Source organism: Plantibacter sp. Mn2098, from assembly GCF_049319745.1.
Lineage (GTDB): Bacteria > Actinomycetota > Actinomycetes > Actinomycetales > Microbacteriaceae > Plantibacter.
Window position 1 is genome coordinate 111,192 of sequence record NZ_JBMOUH010000002.1, and the last position, 13,682, is coordinate 124,873.

A 13,682-nucleotide genomic window follows, 5' to 3' on the forward strand; every position below is an offset into this window, starting at 1 on the left:
GCGCACGCCCAGTTCAGCCGACGCGGATGAGCCGCGACACCTGCTTGAGATAGATGCTGACCGGGTTGGTGATCGCGCTCTGCAGACGACGCTGGGTCACGGCGGATGCCACCTCGTCGGTGATGATCCCGTCCACGCCCCTCGCCAGGTAGTCGCCGATCAGTTGGGGATCGTCGACCGTCCAGACATACAGGCCGCGCCCCGCCTGGTGCGCGACCGACAGCATCGAATCCGAGTAGGACCAGTCCTCGATGACGACCGCACCGGCTGCGCTCTGGGGCAGATCGCCCAGTTGGAGCCCGACCACGAACGCCGTCGGCCGCAGCGGATCGATCGCGGCGATTTCTTCGATGAGCCCACGGTCGAGCGATTGCACGATGTCGCGGTGCGCCGGATCGAGGCGGTTCATCTCTTCGACGACGCGCGCCGCGAATCCGGATCGCTCGCGGCCGTGCGGCTTGACCTCGACGAGCAAGGGCATGTCGAGCCGGTCGGCTTCGGCGACGAACTCGGTGAAGGTGGGGATGTGGGAGGTGAACCCGTCCTGACGGATCGTGATCGCCGACGCCTGCGCCTCGGTAAGGTCGTACACCGATCGCGGGTCGCCGGCGAGTCTGGCGAGCGACACGTCGTGAATGACGACGAATCCGCCGTCAGAGGTCTCCTGGATGTCGAGTTCGACGCGGTCGGCGCCGGCGGCAGCGGCGGCCTGCAACGCTTCGAGACTGTTCTCCACCCCGCCGGCCGTGTACCCGCGGTGGGCGATGACGGCCGTCGACGCAGCGGCTCCCGGAGCGGGTGCCGCGTCGGCGCTCTCGATGACGCGGGGCACGGCGAGCAGGACCGCAGCGGTGACGATGACGGCGACGGCGATGTGTGCACCGCGTCCCGTCGCCGGGGTCCTGACGATGGCGACCGGCTCGCCGTCGCTGATCCGGTCGACGGCGACGAAGACGAAGGAGAGGAATGCGGCACCGATGCCGGTCGCGAGGAAGCGGACGATGTCGAGGACGGCGAGGGTCGCGCCAGTCGCGCCGGCTGCTCCGGCCCCGGCGCCAGAACCGACCAGCACGGGAACGAGTCCGATGGCCGCTGCGACCGCGACGACCACCGTCGCCGCGACCCCCGTCCCGACGATCACCACGGCGAGCCACCCCTGCAACCGCCAGGTGCGGGAGAAACTGTGCCGCATCGCGCCGAGGATCGTTGTGTCGGCGCCCGTTCGCGGCCCCTTGCCAGCGGCAGTCCCCTCCCCCGCCGCAGCGCCCGCCCCCGTGAGGTGCGCCATCGTGAGCACAAATCGAAGCGCCGCATAGGCGATCACGGCCAGGGCCGCCCAGTAGATAATCGTGCCGGCCGTGGTCTTGGTGAGTTCGCCGCTGACGAAGGCGGGGATCGCGATGTGGATCGTCAAGACTGAGGTCACGCCGACGTTGGACAGCGGGAGCAGGACCACGACGTACGCTGCCAGCACGATCGCCTGCCAGCTGAGCAGCTTCCGGCCCGTGCGTCCGAGGCCGCGCGCAATCGTCCCGAAGCTCGGTGTGACGCCGTCGAATCGCAGGTGCGCGATGATCGAGAACACCGCCAGCTCGAGCACGATGAAGAGGACGGCGACGATCGCGAACCCGATGAGGGCGAGGAGCGCGATCGGCTCACGGAGGATCGCGATGACGCTGGTCTGGTTGATCCCGTCGATGCCCGCCGCGGTCAGGACGGTGCGCATCAGCGTCGCGAGCACCGGCATCGCGCCCCAGACGAGGACGCCCTGCACGGTGAGCACCGTCACGATCACGGTGCCGAGGGACCGCCGGAGCAGCACTGCGGCCGCGATGACGGCGGTCCGCACCGGAGCGGGACGGCGGGCGGGGCGCTCAGCTGACACGGTTCATCGTATGACGTAGTGCGCGGATCCCGCGCGGCTCCGTTACAGCACGCGCGTGAAGTGCTCCACAACGGGGAACGGTTCGTAGAAGCGGTGCAGGAGCGCACGCCACTGCTGATACTCGGCCGATCCGCGGAAGCCAACCGTGTGGTCCTCGATCGTGTCCCACTCGACGAGCAGCAGGTAGGTGTTCGGGGTCTCCGCCGAGCGGGAGAGGGACAGGGTGCGGAAGCCGGGCATCGCGGAGATGATCCCGCGCGCCTCGGCGAACGCCGCTTCGAACTCGGCCTCCTGGCCGGCGATGACGGGGAGCAGCGCGTGTTCGGTGATCATGCGTCCATCATGGCAGCGGGCCTGCTCCCCGATCGTGATCAGGAGGAGCAGGCCCGCTGCTGACGTCTACGCTTGCGGCGCCTACGCTTCCGTCACCGACGCCTGCGCCCGGCGCACGGCACGGTTCCGCCCACGCGGCCACGCGGCGACCGCGAACCCGACGACGGCGATCCCCGCGCTCAGGAACAGCGCCGGTCGGAACTGGTCGAGCATCGCGGCGGAGGTCGCGTGCGGTTCGGGAGCGGCACCGGCGATGAGCGCGGCGGCTACAGCGAGCGCAAGCGCCCCGCCGACCTGTGAGCTCGTCTGCACGAGTCCGGCTGCGAGTCCCTGTTCATCGTCGTGGATGCCGGCGGTCGCCTGCACCTGCACCGACGGGAAGCCGATGCCGAACCCGACGCCGAGCAGGAGCACGGACGGCAGGATGTCGAGGACGTAGTTGGGGGTCGTGCCGATGCGCAGGAACAGCAGGTAGCCGATCGCGAGCGCTCCGAGGGCGATCGGAATCAGTCGTTTGGAACCGAAGCGGTCGATGAGTCGGTCGGCGAACGGCGCACTCGCCAGCACCACGATGCCAGTGGGAAGGAGCGCGAGCGCCATCGCGAGCGGCGACCAGCCGAGGATGTCCTGCAGGTAGAGCGTGAGGATGAACTGGAACGCGACGTACGATCCGAACAGCGCGATCGCGCTCACGTTGGCCCGCCACACGCCGCCTTCGCGGAGGATGCCGAAGCGGATGAGCGGGTGCTTCACCCGCAGCTCGATGAGGACGAAGGCACCGAGGACCAGTGCCGAGAGGACGAGTCCGCCGATGGTCTGCAGCGATCCCCAGCCGACGGCTGGTGCAGAGACCACGGTGTAGACGAGGCCCAGCATGCCGATGGCGAGTGTCACCGCGCCCCAGAAATCGTGGCCGCCGGTCTTGGATCGACCGTCCTTCGGGATGAAGAAGAAGCCGAGGATCATCGCGGCGAGCGCGAACGGGACGGAGAAGAGGAACGTCCAGCGCCAGCTGAGCGAGGTCATCAGACCGCCGACGATGAGGCCGAGCGAGAAGCCGCTCGCGGCGAAGATCGTGAAGATCGAGATCGCGCGGTTGCGGGCAGGGCCCTCCGCGAAGTTGGTCGTGATGAGCGAGAACGCGGCAGGTGCCGTGAATGCGGCGGCGACACCCTTGATGAAGCGGGTGGCGATGAGCATCGTCGGGTCGCTGGAGAGGCCGCCGGCGAGGGAGGCGACGGCGAAGACGGCGAGTGCGATGAGGAGGAGTTTGCGGCGACCGAGGAGGTCGGCAAGGCGGCCGCCGAGCAGCAGGAGGCTGCCGTAGCCGAGGACGTAGCCTGAGACGATCCACTGGAGGGTCGTGGTCTCGAGGCCGAGTTCGGTTCCGATGGAGGGGAGAGCGACGCCGACCATGGAGACGTCGAGGCCGTCGAGGGCGACCACGACGCAGACGACGATGAGCAACAACCATGCAGCCTTGCCCCATTTGGCCGATGCTTGGGCCTCAGGGGTAGGGGTGATGGTGGGGATGGTGGAGGTAGACACCGGATAACTATATGACACGGAATGTAATGCATGCGCATACTATGCAAAATCATAAAATGAAGGGGTCTTCATCTGGAAACCACGCGTACACTCGAAGTTGTGACGGAAACAGGAGCAATCGACACCTGGCGCGAGATGCAGCGCGTCTACCTCGCGACCGCTGGCATGCTGGACCGTGCGCTGCAGGACGGCTTCAAGCTCGGCCTCAGCGAGTTCGAGGTGCTCGATCTCGTCGCCGTCGCCCAGGGCGAGGACTGCACCATGCGCGACCTCGTCGATGAGACGCCCATGACCCAGAGCGCGCTCTCCCGCGTCGTCGACCGCCTGCAGAAGGCCGGCATGGTCGAGCGCAGCGAGTGCACCTACGACCGTCGTTCCCTGTTCGTCGGCATCACGGCCAAAGGCCGCGAGGTCCACGCCGAGGCGAAGCTCGCCTACGAGGCGCTGCTCGCGGCGCAGCTGGCCGGTGCGTCCGTGGGGGCGTCGGAGGCGTAGTTCGCTCGCCTACGACGCAGCGAGCAGCGACCGTGCAGAGCCGAGCAGCTCGGGGACTCGCGTGGTTGCGGCTTGCCACACGACTGCGTCATCGACGACTGCATAACCGTGAGCGAGCACGTTTCGAAGACCGATAATCCGTGACAGATCCGGAATCTGCTCAGCCACATTTGGGTCGACCTTGCGCAACTTGTTCAACGCCTCTCCAATGATGAGGAGCTGCCGCTCAACCGCCGACCGACGCAAATCGTCCGCAGCATACGCCTCCGCTGTCAAGCCATCTATGAATGATGCGATGTGGGACGCAGCGTTCTGCACATCCCAGAGCAGCGCCGCTGATTCAGGCTGCATAGAGTTCTTCCACCGAGGACAGCGCGGCTCGCGCAAAGTAGGGATTAGCAACCGCGGTGGATACGACGAGGTCCACCGGCCGATCCAGTAACTGTTCGAGGTCCTCTTTCAACCCGAAATACGCATCGAAACGGTCAACTACCTCCGGACCGAAATCGACGAAGAAGTCGATATCGCTTCGGACCGGGTCGAATTGCCCGGTAACGGCCGATCCAAACACTTGGAGCCGCGAAACGCCGTGGGCGCGACACACCGTCGCGATTGCGTCGCGCTCAAACGTGAGTGCCCTGGCCATGTGACGAGTCTAGCGACGAGCTCCCAGCGGTGTACATGACCTTCATCGCCCCTCAAAGCCGCGCCTTACGGGCAACGGAACACATCCACACCGGTGAGGCTGCAACCAGAGGCGACACCCACGCAGCGTGCCAGATCAACGCCGAAACTCAATCCATGAGCACTCATATGACGGCTACATCAAGACGGAACGGCGCGAAAGCGTCGCGCTAATCAACCCAGAAAATGCCGACCTCGGAGTCCTTTGATCAACCCCGCCGTTCTGGACATCGCTGAACGGTTTTCGTGCCAGTTTGTGGCGATTCTGGCACGTTATCGTGCCATTGCCTCCGTGCGCGCGCTCGCGAGAGTCGAGCTCTCGCCCATTCGCGACTCGGGCCCGGCATACTCAAGCGCGAAGTGCCGCTGGGCTGGACGCACGCAGTGGCGCACCGGGCAGCACACCCGAAGCACCGCCGGAACAGCTTCTGCCTGTGAACGACGAAACCCCCGCACATCTCGATTGCTCGGGATCTGCGGGGGGTTCTGTGGCGGTACCGGTGGGATTTGAACCCACGGTGCGCTTTCACGCACACAACTTTTCGAGAGTTGCACCTTCGGCCGCTCGGACACGGTACCGGGATCGAGTGTAATGGATGACGGAGCACGACGCGAATTGAGGGCCTCGCGCACTCCACAGACGAACCCGCCAACGAGTTCTCCACCGATTCGCCCGCCCCGGCCGCGATGTCGCCGGGTCGCCGTAGGCTTGCGATCATGGCCAAGGCATCCTCCACTCCCGCGTTCCGCTGCTCAGAGTGCGGCTGGACGACGGCGAAGTGGGCGGGCCGCTGCGGCGAGTGCCAGCAGTGGGGAACCGTGGTCGAGGCTGCCGCCCAGACCGGCATCCTCCGCAACCTCGTGCCCGTGCAGATCAGCGAGGACCGCTCCGCCCGCCCCATCACGGAGGCCAACGCTCAGGATGCCCCGCGCTGGCCGAGCGGCATCGCGGAGTTCGACCGGGTGCTCGGCGGCGGCATCGTCCCAGGTGCCGCGGTGCTGCTCTCCGGCGAGCCGGGTGTCGGCAAGTCGACGCTGCTGCTGGAGGTCGCATCGCGCGCCGCCAAGACCGGATCCCGGGTGCTTTACGTCAGCGCAGAAGAATCCGTCAGCCAGGTCCGGCTCCGGGCGGGCCGCACCGGCGCGCTGCACGAGGAGCTGTACCTCGCGGCCGAGACCGACCTCGCCACGATCCTCGGCCACATCGAACAGGTGAGGCCCAAGCTGCTCATCGTCGACTCCGTGCAAACGGTGTCGTCCCACCTGTCTGACGGTCTGGCCGGCCAGCCCAGCCAGGTGCGTGAGGTCGCGGCATCGCTCATCCGCGTCGCCAAGGAGCGCAACCTGCCCGTGCTCCTCGTCGGCCACGTCACGAAGGACGGGTCCATTGCAGGTCCCCGCCTTCTCGAACACCTCGTCGATGTCGTCTGCCAGTTCGAAGGCGACCGCCAGACCGCGCTCCGCTTCGTCCGCGCGCTCAAGAACCGGTTCGGCCCCACCGACGAGGTGGGCTGCTTCGAGATGACCGGCGACGGCATCGCGGAAGTCGCCGACCCGAGCGGGCTCTTCCTCAGCCGCGGCATGGCCGTCTCCGGCACTTGCGTGACCGTCGCCATGGAGGGACGCCGCGCCCTCCCCGTCGAGATCCAGGCACTCGTCGTCAAGAGCAGCGCCCCCAATCCCCGCCGCGTCACCAACGGTGTCGACTCATCACGCGTGGCCATGCTGCTCGCCGTGCTCGAACGCCGCATCGGCATCCCCCTCGGCGACAAAGACGTGTACGTCTCCACGGTCGGCGGCGTCCGCCTGATCGAGCCGGCAGCCGACCTCGCCATCGCCGTCGCCATCGCCTCCGCCGCCGGAGACTCCTCCGTCCCGCACACCCTCGCCGCCTACGGCGAGATCAGTCTCGCGGGCGAGGTCCGTCCCGTCGCAGCCTCCAAGCAGCGGGGTTCAGAGGCCAAACGACTCGGCTACGACACCATCCTCGACGCAGAAGTCGGCCACCTGCGGGAAGCCCTGCGACGCACCACGATCGCCGCCAGCTCCGCCATGGACCGCGAGCTCGACGCGTCCTTCTGACCGCAGGCTCGCTCGCCGGCCTCGCGCGTGCGCTTCGCCCTCGTGCACCCGCATCGCACGCCCGCGCGCATCGCCCGGCCGGACGCCTTCCCGCCGACCAGCGCCGCACGGCAGAAGGAGAACCGCGCCACACAAGGCGAGAAACGCGCGAAACGTCCTTCTCTCGCGCGGTTGTCCTTGTGCGGGGCGGCACGGCCACTGCGGCAAGAGCCAGCAATAGCGCCAGCAGCAGCGCCAGCGCGGCTAATCCCCCGCCACCTCGAGCTCCAACACACGCAACAGCTCAGCCGGGTCAGCCTGCAATGAATTCGGGCCCGCGACGTCGAACAGCACCGTCTCGATGTCGTCACCGTAGGTGCGCAGGAAGCTCTTCAACCACGCACCGTTCTGCAGACCGACGAACGGGGGCAGCGCGGCCGGCTTGTTCTTCGCGTCGGAGAAGATCAGCAATGCGAGACGAGCGGTCTCCGGCTGGCGGAACATCCACACCTCGCCCGGATCGTTCGGGTTGTCGCGCGAAGCAGCCTTCATAAGCGGAACGACGAACCGATCGTGACGCAGCGCATACGCGACGGCCGCCATGTCGCTCGCTTCGAGCGCCTTCGCAAGGGACTCCGACCGGAACTCGGGCTTCTTCTTCGCCATACGTCCATTGTCGCAGTTCGACCGCAGGCGACGGTTCGGCGAACACCGGCCCGGAGCGAACCCGACGGAGCGTCGAGGACCGTCAGTTCAGCAGGAACTGCGCAGACGACTTCGACTCGAAACCGCCGATCGACGTCTTCAAGTGGTACGAGGCGCCACCGGCGGGAACCGGATCGCGCGTACCGCTGCAGGTGTCCGGCGCAGAGCGGGTCCGGTCCCACGTGATCGCCGGGTTTGAGGCGACGGTCTTGCCCGGCTCCAGCAGGACGTCCTGGTCGGTCGGCGCCGTCTGGCAATCGGTCGACTTCCAGTAGACCTCGTCGCCGCTCAACACGGTGAACACCTGCTGACTCGTCCCTGCGTTCATCGTGCACGGCGCGGTCCCCGTGTTCGTGATGCTCAGCGAGAGCTTGGGCTCGACACCGGCGGCATAGCTCGTGGCGTCGGTGATGGCCTCGACGCGAATGTTGTCGGCAGCGCAGGCGACAGCGGTCGACGGATCGCCCGTCGGGGCATCCGAGATCGCAGGCGGCGCAGTGGCCTGGTCCGTTGTGGTGGCGGCAGGCGCGGTGGGGGTCGGTTTCGGCGTCGAGGACAACGCGGCGATCTCGGAACCAGAACCCGGGCGAATAAGCAGCAGCACGATGATGACGATGACCGCGACGACTCCCAGCAGAGCCGCGAGCCGTCGACGCCGGAAGACGGCCGCGGACGGCCGCCGCACAGGAGGCTGGCTCGACGACATGCCTCCAGGGTAAACGCGCTTCGGCGCACGACCCGATCGGCTCGCCGGACGCACGACGAGGGGCCGCCGCCTTTCGGCGACGACCCCTCACTTGCCGTACAGGTGGTGACTAGTTGGTGCCGCCCTCGTCACCGATCGACGGACCAGAGACAGCGGACCCGGAGACAGAAGACCCCGAAACCGAAGCACCGGCAGCGGCGCTCTGACGCGAGCGACGCACGAGCATCGTCGCGACACCCGCTGCGAGCAGCAGGGCGGCGAATCCGACGCCGGCCCAGATCTCGACACCGGTCGAGCTCAGGTTGCCGGAGCCCGGCTTGCCGCCGGTGTTCCCGCCCGCACCGTTTCCGGCACCGCCGTTGCCGCCGTTGCCATCGCCGGGCGTGACGACCGCGTCCTTCACGGTGACGTTCTGCCAGCCGATGACGGAGCCGTCGGCAGCCTGCACCACGAGGCGGTGTGCGCCGAGCGGCGCATCGGCCGGAACCTGCACCTCGACGTTGCCGGCGGCGTCGACCTGCACGAGGCCGTCGCTCAGCAGGAGCGGCTCGGAGTGCAGCCAGACGCTCACGAGCGATCCGGCGCGGTCCGCGCCAGCACCGACGGTCGCGGACTTGCCGCGGATGAGGTCGGTCGGCGACGTGACCTTGTTCTCGAGGTCCGGGGTGAGCGCGTCATCGGACACGGGCGTCGGAGCAGGCAGCTCCGCAACCGTAACGGGGACGACGGCCGTGGTGCCGGACTCGAGACCAGTCACGCGGATGGTCGCAGCGCCTGCTGCGGCCTTCGGCATCGTGAAGGACACCGTCGCAACACCCTTGGTGACCGGGACCGTTCCGACGGCCTTGCCGTTGAGCTCGATCCCGAGGGTCGCGTTCACGGGGCTGCCGGTCGACGTCAGGTCGAGCTTCGCGACATCGAAGGTGACCGTCGTGCCAGGCGTGATCGGCGCCGTCGGGACACCGCTGACCTGCACGCTGCGTCGCTCGAAGCTCGGCTTCACCGGCGACTTCTCGCTCAGGTAGCTGATCCACGCGTCGCTGTCGACAAGACCGGAGTCCTTCGTGCCTGCACCCTTCGCGAACTCACGGAAGTTGTCGCCGCCCTGGAGGAGGAAGCTGAACGAACCGATGCGGTAGCTGCGCGCCGGGTCGATCGGCTGGCCGTTGACCTGGATGCCTGTGATGCGGTCGCCCTCGGCACGGGTCGGGTCGAAGGTGTACTGCACGTTCTTCGACAACCCGAGCTGCAGATACGGACGCGAGGGGATCTCACCCTTCGCATCGCGCTGCCACTGCTGCTCGAGCACCGTCTTGAACTGCGCACCCGTGAGCGACGTGGTCCAGAGGTTGTTGAGGAACGGCAGGACGGCGTTCGCCTGCGCGTACGTGATGTCGCCCTTCTTGAGTTCTTCACGCATGCCACCGGGGTTGACAACACCGATCTCGGCGCCGCCGCGGTCGCTGCTGGACAGCGATGCGAGGAGCGAGTCGGCGACGAGGCCGCCGAGCGTCGACTCCGAGCCGCGGTCGTCCTTCTCACCGTTGTTGAACGCGCGGGTGATGTCGGCGTCAGCCTTCGCGACGACCTTATTGCCCAGCTCTGCGGCCTTTGCGAGGGCGTCCTTGACGATGTCGGCGACCTTCGCGACCGCCGGGTACGTCGCGATGAGCGTCGCATCGTCGACCTTCGTCCTGGCGACGTTCTTCGCCTCGTAGGCCGTGACCTCGTGCGTCGAACGGTCGACGGTCAGCGTGATCTGACCGATGAACTCGCCGTAGCTGCCGGTCTGCAGGATCGGACGGGTCTTGCCGGGCTCTCCTGGAACCGGTGCGTCCCACGCGTACTGCTTGTGGGTGTGACCGGTGTAGATCGCGGCGACCGCCGGGCTCGTCTTGGTGACGATGTCGGCGAACGAACCGCCGGCCGCGATCTCCTGCTCGAGCGTCGCGCCGTCCGGCGTGCCTGCTCCTGCGCCGTCGTGGTACTCGGCCACGATGACGTCGGCTTCACCGTTCGACGGGTCGCCGTCCGTGAGCGCCGCCGCAACACGGTTCACGGCTTCGACGGGGTCGCCGAATTCGAGATCCTTGATGCCGCCTGGTGAGACGAGCGTCGGGGTCTCACCGGTCACGGCACCGATGACGGCGACCTTGAGGCCGTCGACGTCGATGATCGCGTATTCGGGGAGAGCCGGCTTCTTCGTGCCCTTCTCGTAGACGTTCGCGCCCAGGTAGGCGAACTTGGCGTTCTTGCCACCGTCGACCACGCGGTCGACGAGGTCTCGGTAGCCCTGGTCGAACTCGTGGTTGCCGACGGCGGAAGCCTTGAGGCCGAGCGCGTTGAGCACATCGATCGTCGGCTGGTCCTTCTGCGACGAGGATGCGAACAGCGATGCGCCGATGTTGTCACCGGCGGAGATGAACGCCGTCTGGTCTGGTCCGAACTGCGCCTTCAGCTGCTCGACGGTTCCGGCGAACTTGTTGGTGTTCGCGTCGATCCGACCATGGAAGTCGTTGATGTTCAGCAGGTTGACCGTTGCATCCTTGGCCTGGAAACCGAGTCCGACGACGACGGGGTCGTGGTCGCTCGAACGGTAGGCGTCCGGCTGGTAGAAGTCGGTGACGTTCGCGTTGAAGCGCGAGTACTCGAGGGCGATCGACTCGACGGAGTTGATGTTCCACACGTCGGAGCCCGTTACGACGGCCTTGGCGTCAGCGGACGCGAAGACGTGGTCGAGGGAGCCGACGGCCCCGTTGAACGCGTACGTGTACTTGCCCGTCGCGCCTTCGAGGCTCGTGTACCCGGCGTCACGGATGACGTCGATGGGGTCTTCGGCGTCGTAGGAGTTGAAGTCGCCGACGAGGAAGACCTTGGTGGTGCCGAGGTCCTTCTGGAGGCCCGTGGAGAACTCCACGAGCGCCTTCGCCTGACGTGTCCGATCGCCGGTGAAGGCGCCCTGTCCGGTGTCGGCGTTGTCGCCCGTCGCGGTCGGTCCGGTGCTCTTCGACTTGAAGTGGTTGGAGATCACGAGGAACGTGGTGTCGGCAGTGCCGCCCTTGGGCTTGAACGCCTGCGCGTCGGGTTCGCGGGCGTTGTCGAACGCCTTCGAACCGATGAGGATGTGCGTCTCGCCGACGGTCTCGACCTTCGCGGACTTGTAGATGAAGCCCGTGCGGATGAGGTCCTCGTCGCCGATCGCCGGCAGCTTGGACGGCGACGGGACGAAGGACCAGGTGCCCGCTCCGGCCTTGACGTTGAGCGCTGCGACGAGCTTTCCGAGCGCGTCGTCACGGTCCTTGCCGACCTTGGCGGAGTTCTCGATCTCCTCGAGGGAGACGACGTCGGCGCCGAGCGCGTTGATCGCCTCGACGATCTTCGCCTGCTGACGCTCGAAGTTGACCTTGTCGGCGGCTCCGCGTACGCCGCAGCCTGCTGCGTCGGACTTGTTGACGGTCGTCGGCTTGCCGGCACGGTCCGTGTAGAACGTGCAGCCGGTGCGGTCGGCTCCGGTGGTGGGGAAGTAGTTCAGCACGTTGAAGGTGCCGAGCTTGACGTCGCCGCCGACCTCTGCCGGAGCAGCGGTGCGGGTGTCGGCGAACGTCGCGGGCTGGACATCGGCCGCGTTGGCCGGGGTCAGCGCCTGCGTGGGCTGGAACTTCCAGTTGTCGTTGCGGAAGTCGAAGACGACGGGCTTCGTGAACGTGACGGCCGCGCCGATGCGGACGGGGTCGGTGTTCGAGATGTACGGCAACGGGCTACCCGTGTTGGCGGCTTTGAGGAAGTCCGTCGTTGCGCCGTCGTCGAGGACGACCTTCTGCTTCGCGACGCGGTCGACCTCGGCCTGGTGGGCCGGGGTGCCGGGCTTGCCGGCGACCGTTGGCGTTAGGAACGGCTTGTCTGATGCTGCGAGGGTGATCTCGCCGTACTGGTTCGTGCGGTAGTTGTCGCTCACTGTGTACGCGCCGGCTGGAGCGAGGAGCATGCCCTCGAGGCTCTCGCGCTGTGCGTTCTTGTCCGGGAACTCGACGGCAGCGGGGATCGGCGCTGCGACGCCGGTGGCGTCGAGCTGCTTGACGGCAGCCGTGTCGTCGACGGTCAGCTGCGTGAGTCCGTAGAACTCAGCGACCTTGCCGGTGATCTGCAGGTACTGGCCGACCGCGACCTGGCCGACGGTCTTCGGCGAGTAGATGAAGATGCCGTCCGATGCGACGTGCGTGGTCAAGTCCAGCGCGCCGCCGGTGCCGGCCGTCTGCAGGTAGTAGCCGTTGAAGCCGCCCTCCGGGAAGCTCGCGGTGACGAAGCCGTTCGTCGTGACGGTCTGGCCGACGAGCGGGCTGGTGTCACCCGTGCCCTGGATGTCGGCGATCGCCGTGATCGTCGGGTCGCCAGGCGTGGACGTCTCTGTCGGGGTCGGTGTGGGAGTCGGCGTCGGCTCAGGCGTCGTGCTTGGCAGTTCAAGCGGCGACGAGCTGTTCTGCGGGGTGAGCGTGTCGGTCAGCGTGAAATCGGCGCCGTTGACGTTGGTGTCGGCGAAGTTCGTGCGGACGAGGGACTTCGCTGCGCTCGGAGCAGGGGCGGGAGACGACTCGAAGGTGTTCGAGGTGCCGTAGCCGACCAGGTCCACCACGTCCGCATTCGCCGACGAGTCGCCGACCGGGAGTGTGACCGGGGTCGTGGTGCGCAGCAGCGCAAGCGTTCCTGCGGCTGCGGCTGGATTGATGTTTCCGATGGCATCGGGGGCGGGGAGTGCGGTGCCGTTCGCGCCCTGCGCTCCGGCGACGAGATAGAACCCACCGGCCGGGATGGTCCCGGTGAGCGCGACGAAGTTGTTCGTCGCCCCCGCACCCGATGCGCTGCGGTACTGGACCGACCATCCGTCGACGTTGACGGGCGCGGAGGAGGGGTTGTGCAGTTCGATGAACTTGCGGTTGTAGACGGCACCATTGTTGCCGCCGGAGGCGTACACCTCGTTGATGACGACATCGCTGCCGTCGGTTGCTGCCGCGGCCGGCAGAGCGGCGAGCGGTGCTACGACGAGCCCGGCGAGGGCCGCGAACGCCGTCAGGCGAGCGAAACGCCGGATGCGTTTCGGCTGTTGGGACAAGGACATGAGGCTCCGATTCGAGTATCAGTTCTGTGATGTGCAAGCACCCGCGCGATGCCGCGCAGGAAAGGTCGTGTCCCCCGTCCAGGGGTGGAAATGGGGACAGTGCCTCACAAGCTAATGGAGATACGTGACGTAAGACCACCCCGAATGTGAAC

General features: G+C 67.1%; 10 protein-coding genes and 1 tRNA gene. 2 read left to right on the top strand and 9 right to left on the bottom strand.

Translation table 11 applies throughout. The features are described from left to right. Positions 1–13 precede the first annotated feature (13 nt). The 3 genes from ACL9RL_RS03335 to ACL9RL_RS03345 form a co-directional block, all read right to left on the bottom strand. On the bottom strand, positions 14–1,885 hold the full coding sequence (locus ACL9RL_RS03335; protein ID WP_422778796.1) for a glycerophosphodiester phosphodiesterase family protein: 1,872 nt from the start codon (positions 1,883–1,885) through the stop codon (positions 14–16). Positions 1,886–1,927: 42 nt separating this feature from the next. After that, positions 1,928–2,218 carry an antibiotic biosynthesis monooxygenase family protein gene (locus tag ACL9RL_RS03340; protein WP_422778797.1) on the bottom strand — a complete coding sequence of 97 codons (291 nt, stop codon included), beginning with the start codon at positions 2,216–2,218 and terminating at the stop codon, positions 1,928–1,930. 81 nt (positions 2,219–2,299) lie between these two features. Continuing rightward, positions 2,300–3,766 (bottom strand): MFS transporter, encoded by a 1,467-nt coding sequence (locus ACL9RL_RS03345; protein ID WP_422778798.1) that lies wholly within the window; start codon positions 3,764–3,766, stop codon positions 2,300–2,302. 99 nt (positions 3,767–3,865) lie between these two features. Between ACL9RL_RS03345 and ACL9RL_RS03350 the strand changes: the two genes are divergently transcribed. Further along, on the top strand, positions 3,866–4,261 hold the full coding sequence (locus ACL9RL_RS03350; protein WP_422778799.1) for a MarR family winged helix-turn-helix transcriptional regulator: 396 nt from the start codon (positions 3,866–3,868) through the stop codon (positions 4,259–4,261). A gap of 9 nt (positions 4,262–4,270) precedes the next feature. Here ACL9RL_RS03350 and ACL9RL_RS03355 read toward each other — a convergent pair whose 3' ends face one another. The 3 genes from ACL9RL_RS03355 to ACL9RL_RS03365 all read right to left on the bottom strand — a co-directional run bounded on the left by ACL9RL_RS03355 (position 4,271) and on the right by ACL9RL_RS03365 (position 5,524). Then, positions 4,271–4,612, bottom strand: coding sequence for a DUF86 domain-containing protein (locus ACL9RL_RS03355; RefSeq protein WP_422778800.1), 342 nt, complete (start codon positions 4,610–4,612; stop codon positions 4,271–4,273). Further along, the gene (locus tag ACL9RL_RS03360) at positions 4,602–4,907 is read right to left on the bottom strand and encodes a nucleotidyltransferase family protein (RefSeq protein ID WP_422778801.1); all 306 of its coding nucleotides are present in this window, start codon (positions 4,905–4,907) and stop codon (positions 4,602–4,604) included. Before ACL9RL_RS03360 ends, ACL9RL_RS03355 begins: the two co-directional genes overlap by 11 nt. A gap of 527 nt (positions 4,908–5,434) precedes the next feature. Beyond that, positions 5,435–5,524 (bottom strand) — tRNA-Ser (locus ACL9RL_RS03365). A gap of 138 nt (positions 5,525–5,662) precedes the next feature. On the opposite strand from ACL9RL_RS03365, the gene radA reads away from it, so the two are divergent. Then, the gene (gene radA, locus ACL9RL_RS03370) at positions 5,663–7,027 is read left to right on the top strand and encodes a DNA repair protein RadA (protein ID WP_422778802.1); all 1,365 of its coding nucleotides are present in this window, start codon (positions 5,663–5,665) and stop codon (positions 7,025–7,027) included. Between the two features lie 243 nt (positions 7,028–7,270). Here radA and ACL9RL_RS03375 read toward each other — a convergent pair whose 3' ends face one another. From ACL9RL_RS03375 to ACL9RL_RS03385, 3 genes are all read right to left on the bottom strand, one after another. Next, on the bottom strand, positions 7,271–7,672 hold the full coding sequence (locus tag ACL9RL_RS03375) for a dehydrogenase (protein WP_422778803.1): 402 nt from the start codon (positions 7,670–7,672) through the stop codon (positions 7,271–7,273). Positions 7,673–7,754: 82 nt separating this feature from the next. Beyond that, positions 7,755–8,417, bottom strand: a complete 663-nt coding sequence (locus tag ACL9RL_RS03380) for a hypothetical protein (protein WP_422778804.1) — start codon at positions 8,415–8,417, stop codon at positions 7,755–7,757. 109 nt (positions 8,418–8,526) lie between these two features. Continuing rightward, positions 8,527–13,530 carry an ExeM/NucH family extracellular endonuclease gene (locus tag ACL9RL_RS03385; RefSeq protein WP_422778805.1) on the bottom strand — a complete coding sequence of 1,668 codons (5,004 nt, stop codon included), beginning with the start codon at positions 13,528–13,530 and terminating at the stop codon, positions 8,527–8,529. Positions 13,531–13,682 lie beyond the last annotated feature (152 nt).

What these genes read in the sequence shown, in the direction of transcription:
- ACL9RL_RS03340 (WP_422778797.1), bottom strand. Translation starts at nt 2,218, where the DNA reads ATGATCACCGAACACGCGCTGCTCCCCGTCATCGCCGGCCAGGAGGCC.
- ACL9RL_RS03355 (WP_422778800.1), bottom strand. Translation starts at nt 4,612, where the DNA reads ATGCAGCCTGAATCAGCGGCGCTGCTCTGGGATGTGCAGAACGCTGCG.
- ACL9RL_RS03360 (WP_422778801.1), bottom strand. Translation starts at nt 4,907, where the DNA reads ATGGCCAGGGCACTCACGTTTGAGCGCGACGCAATCGCGACGGTGTGT.
- radA (WP_422778802.1), top strand. Translation starts at nt 5,663, where the DNA reads ATGGCCAAGGCATCCTCCACTCCCGCGTTCCGCTGCTCAGAGTGCGGC.
- ACL9RL_RS03375 (WP_422778803.1), bottom strand. Translation starts at nt 7,672, where the DNA reads ATGGCGAAGAAGAAGCCCGAGTTCCGGTCGGAGTCCCTTGCGAAGGCG.
- ACL9RL_RS03380 (WP_422778804.1), bottom strand. Translation starts at nt 8,417, where the DNA reads ATGTCGTCGAGCCAGCCTCCTGTGCGGCGGCCGTCCGCGGCCGTCTTC.
- ACL9RL_RS03385 (WP_422778805.1), bottom strand. Translation starts at nt 13,530, where the DNA reads ATGTCCTTGTCCCAACAGCCGAAACGCATCCGGCGTTTCGCTCGCCTG.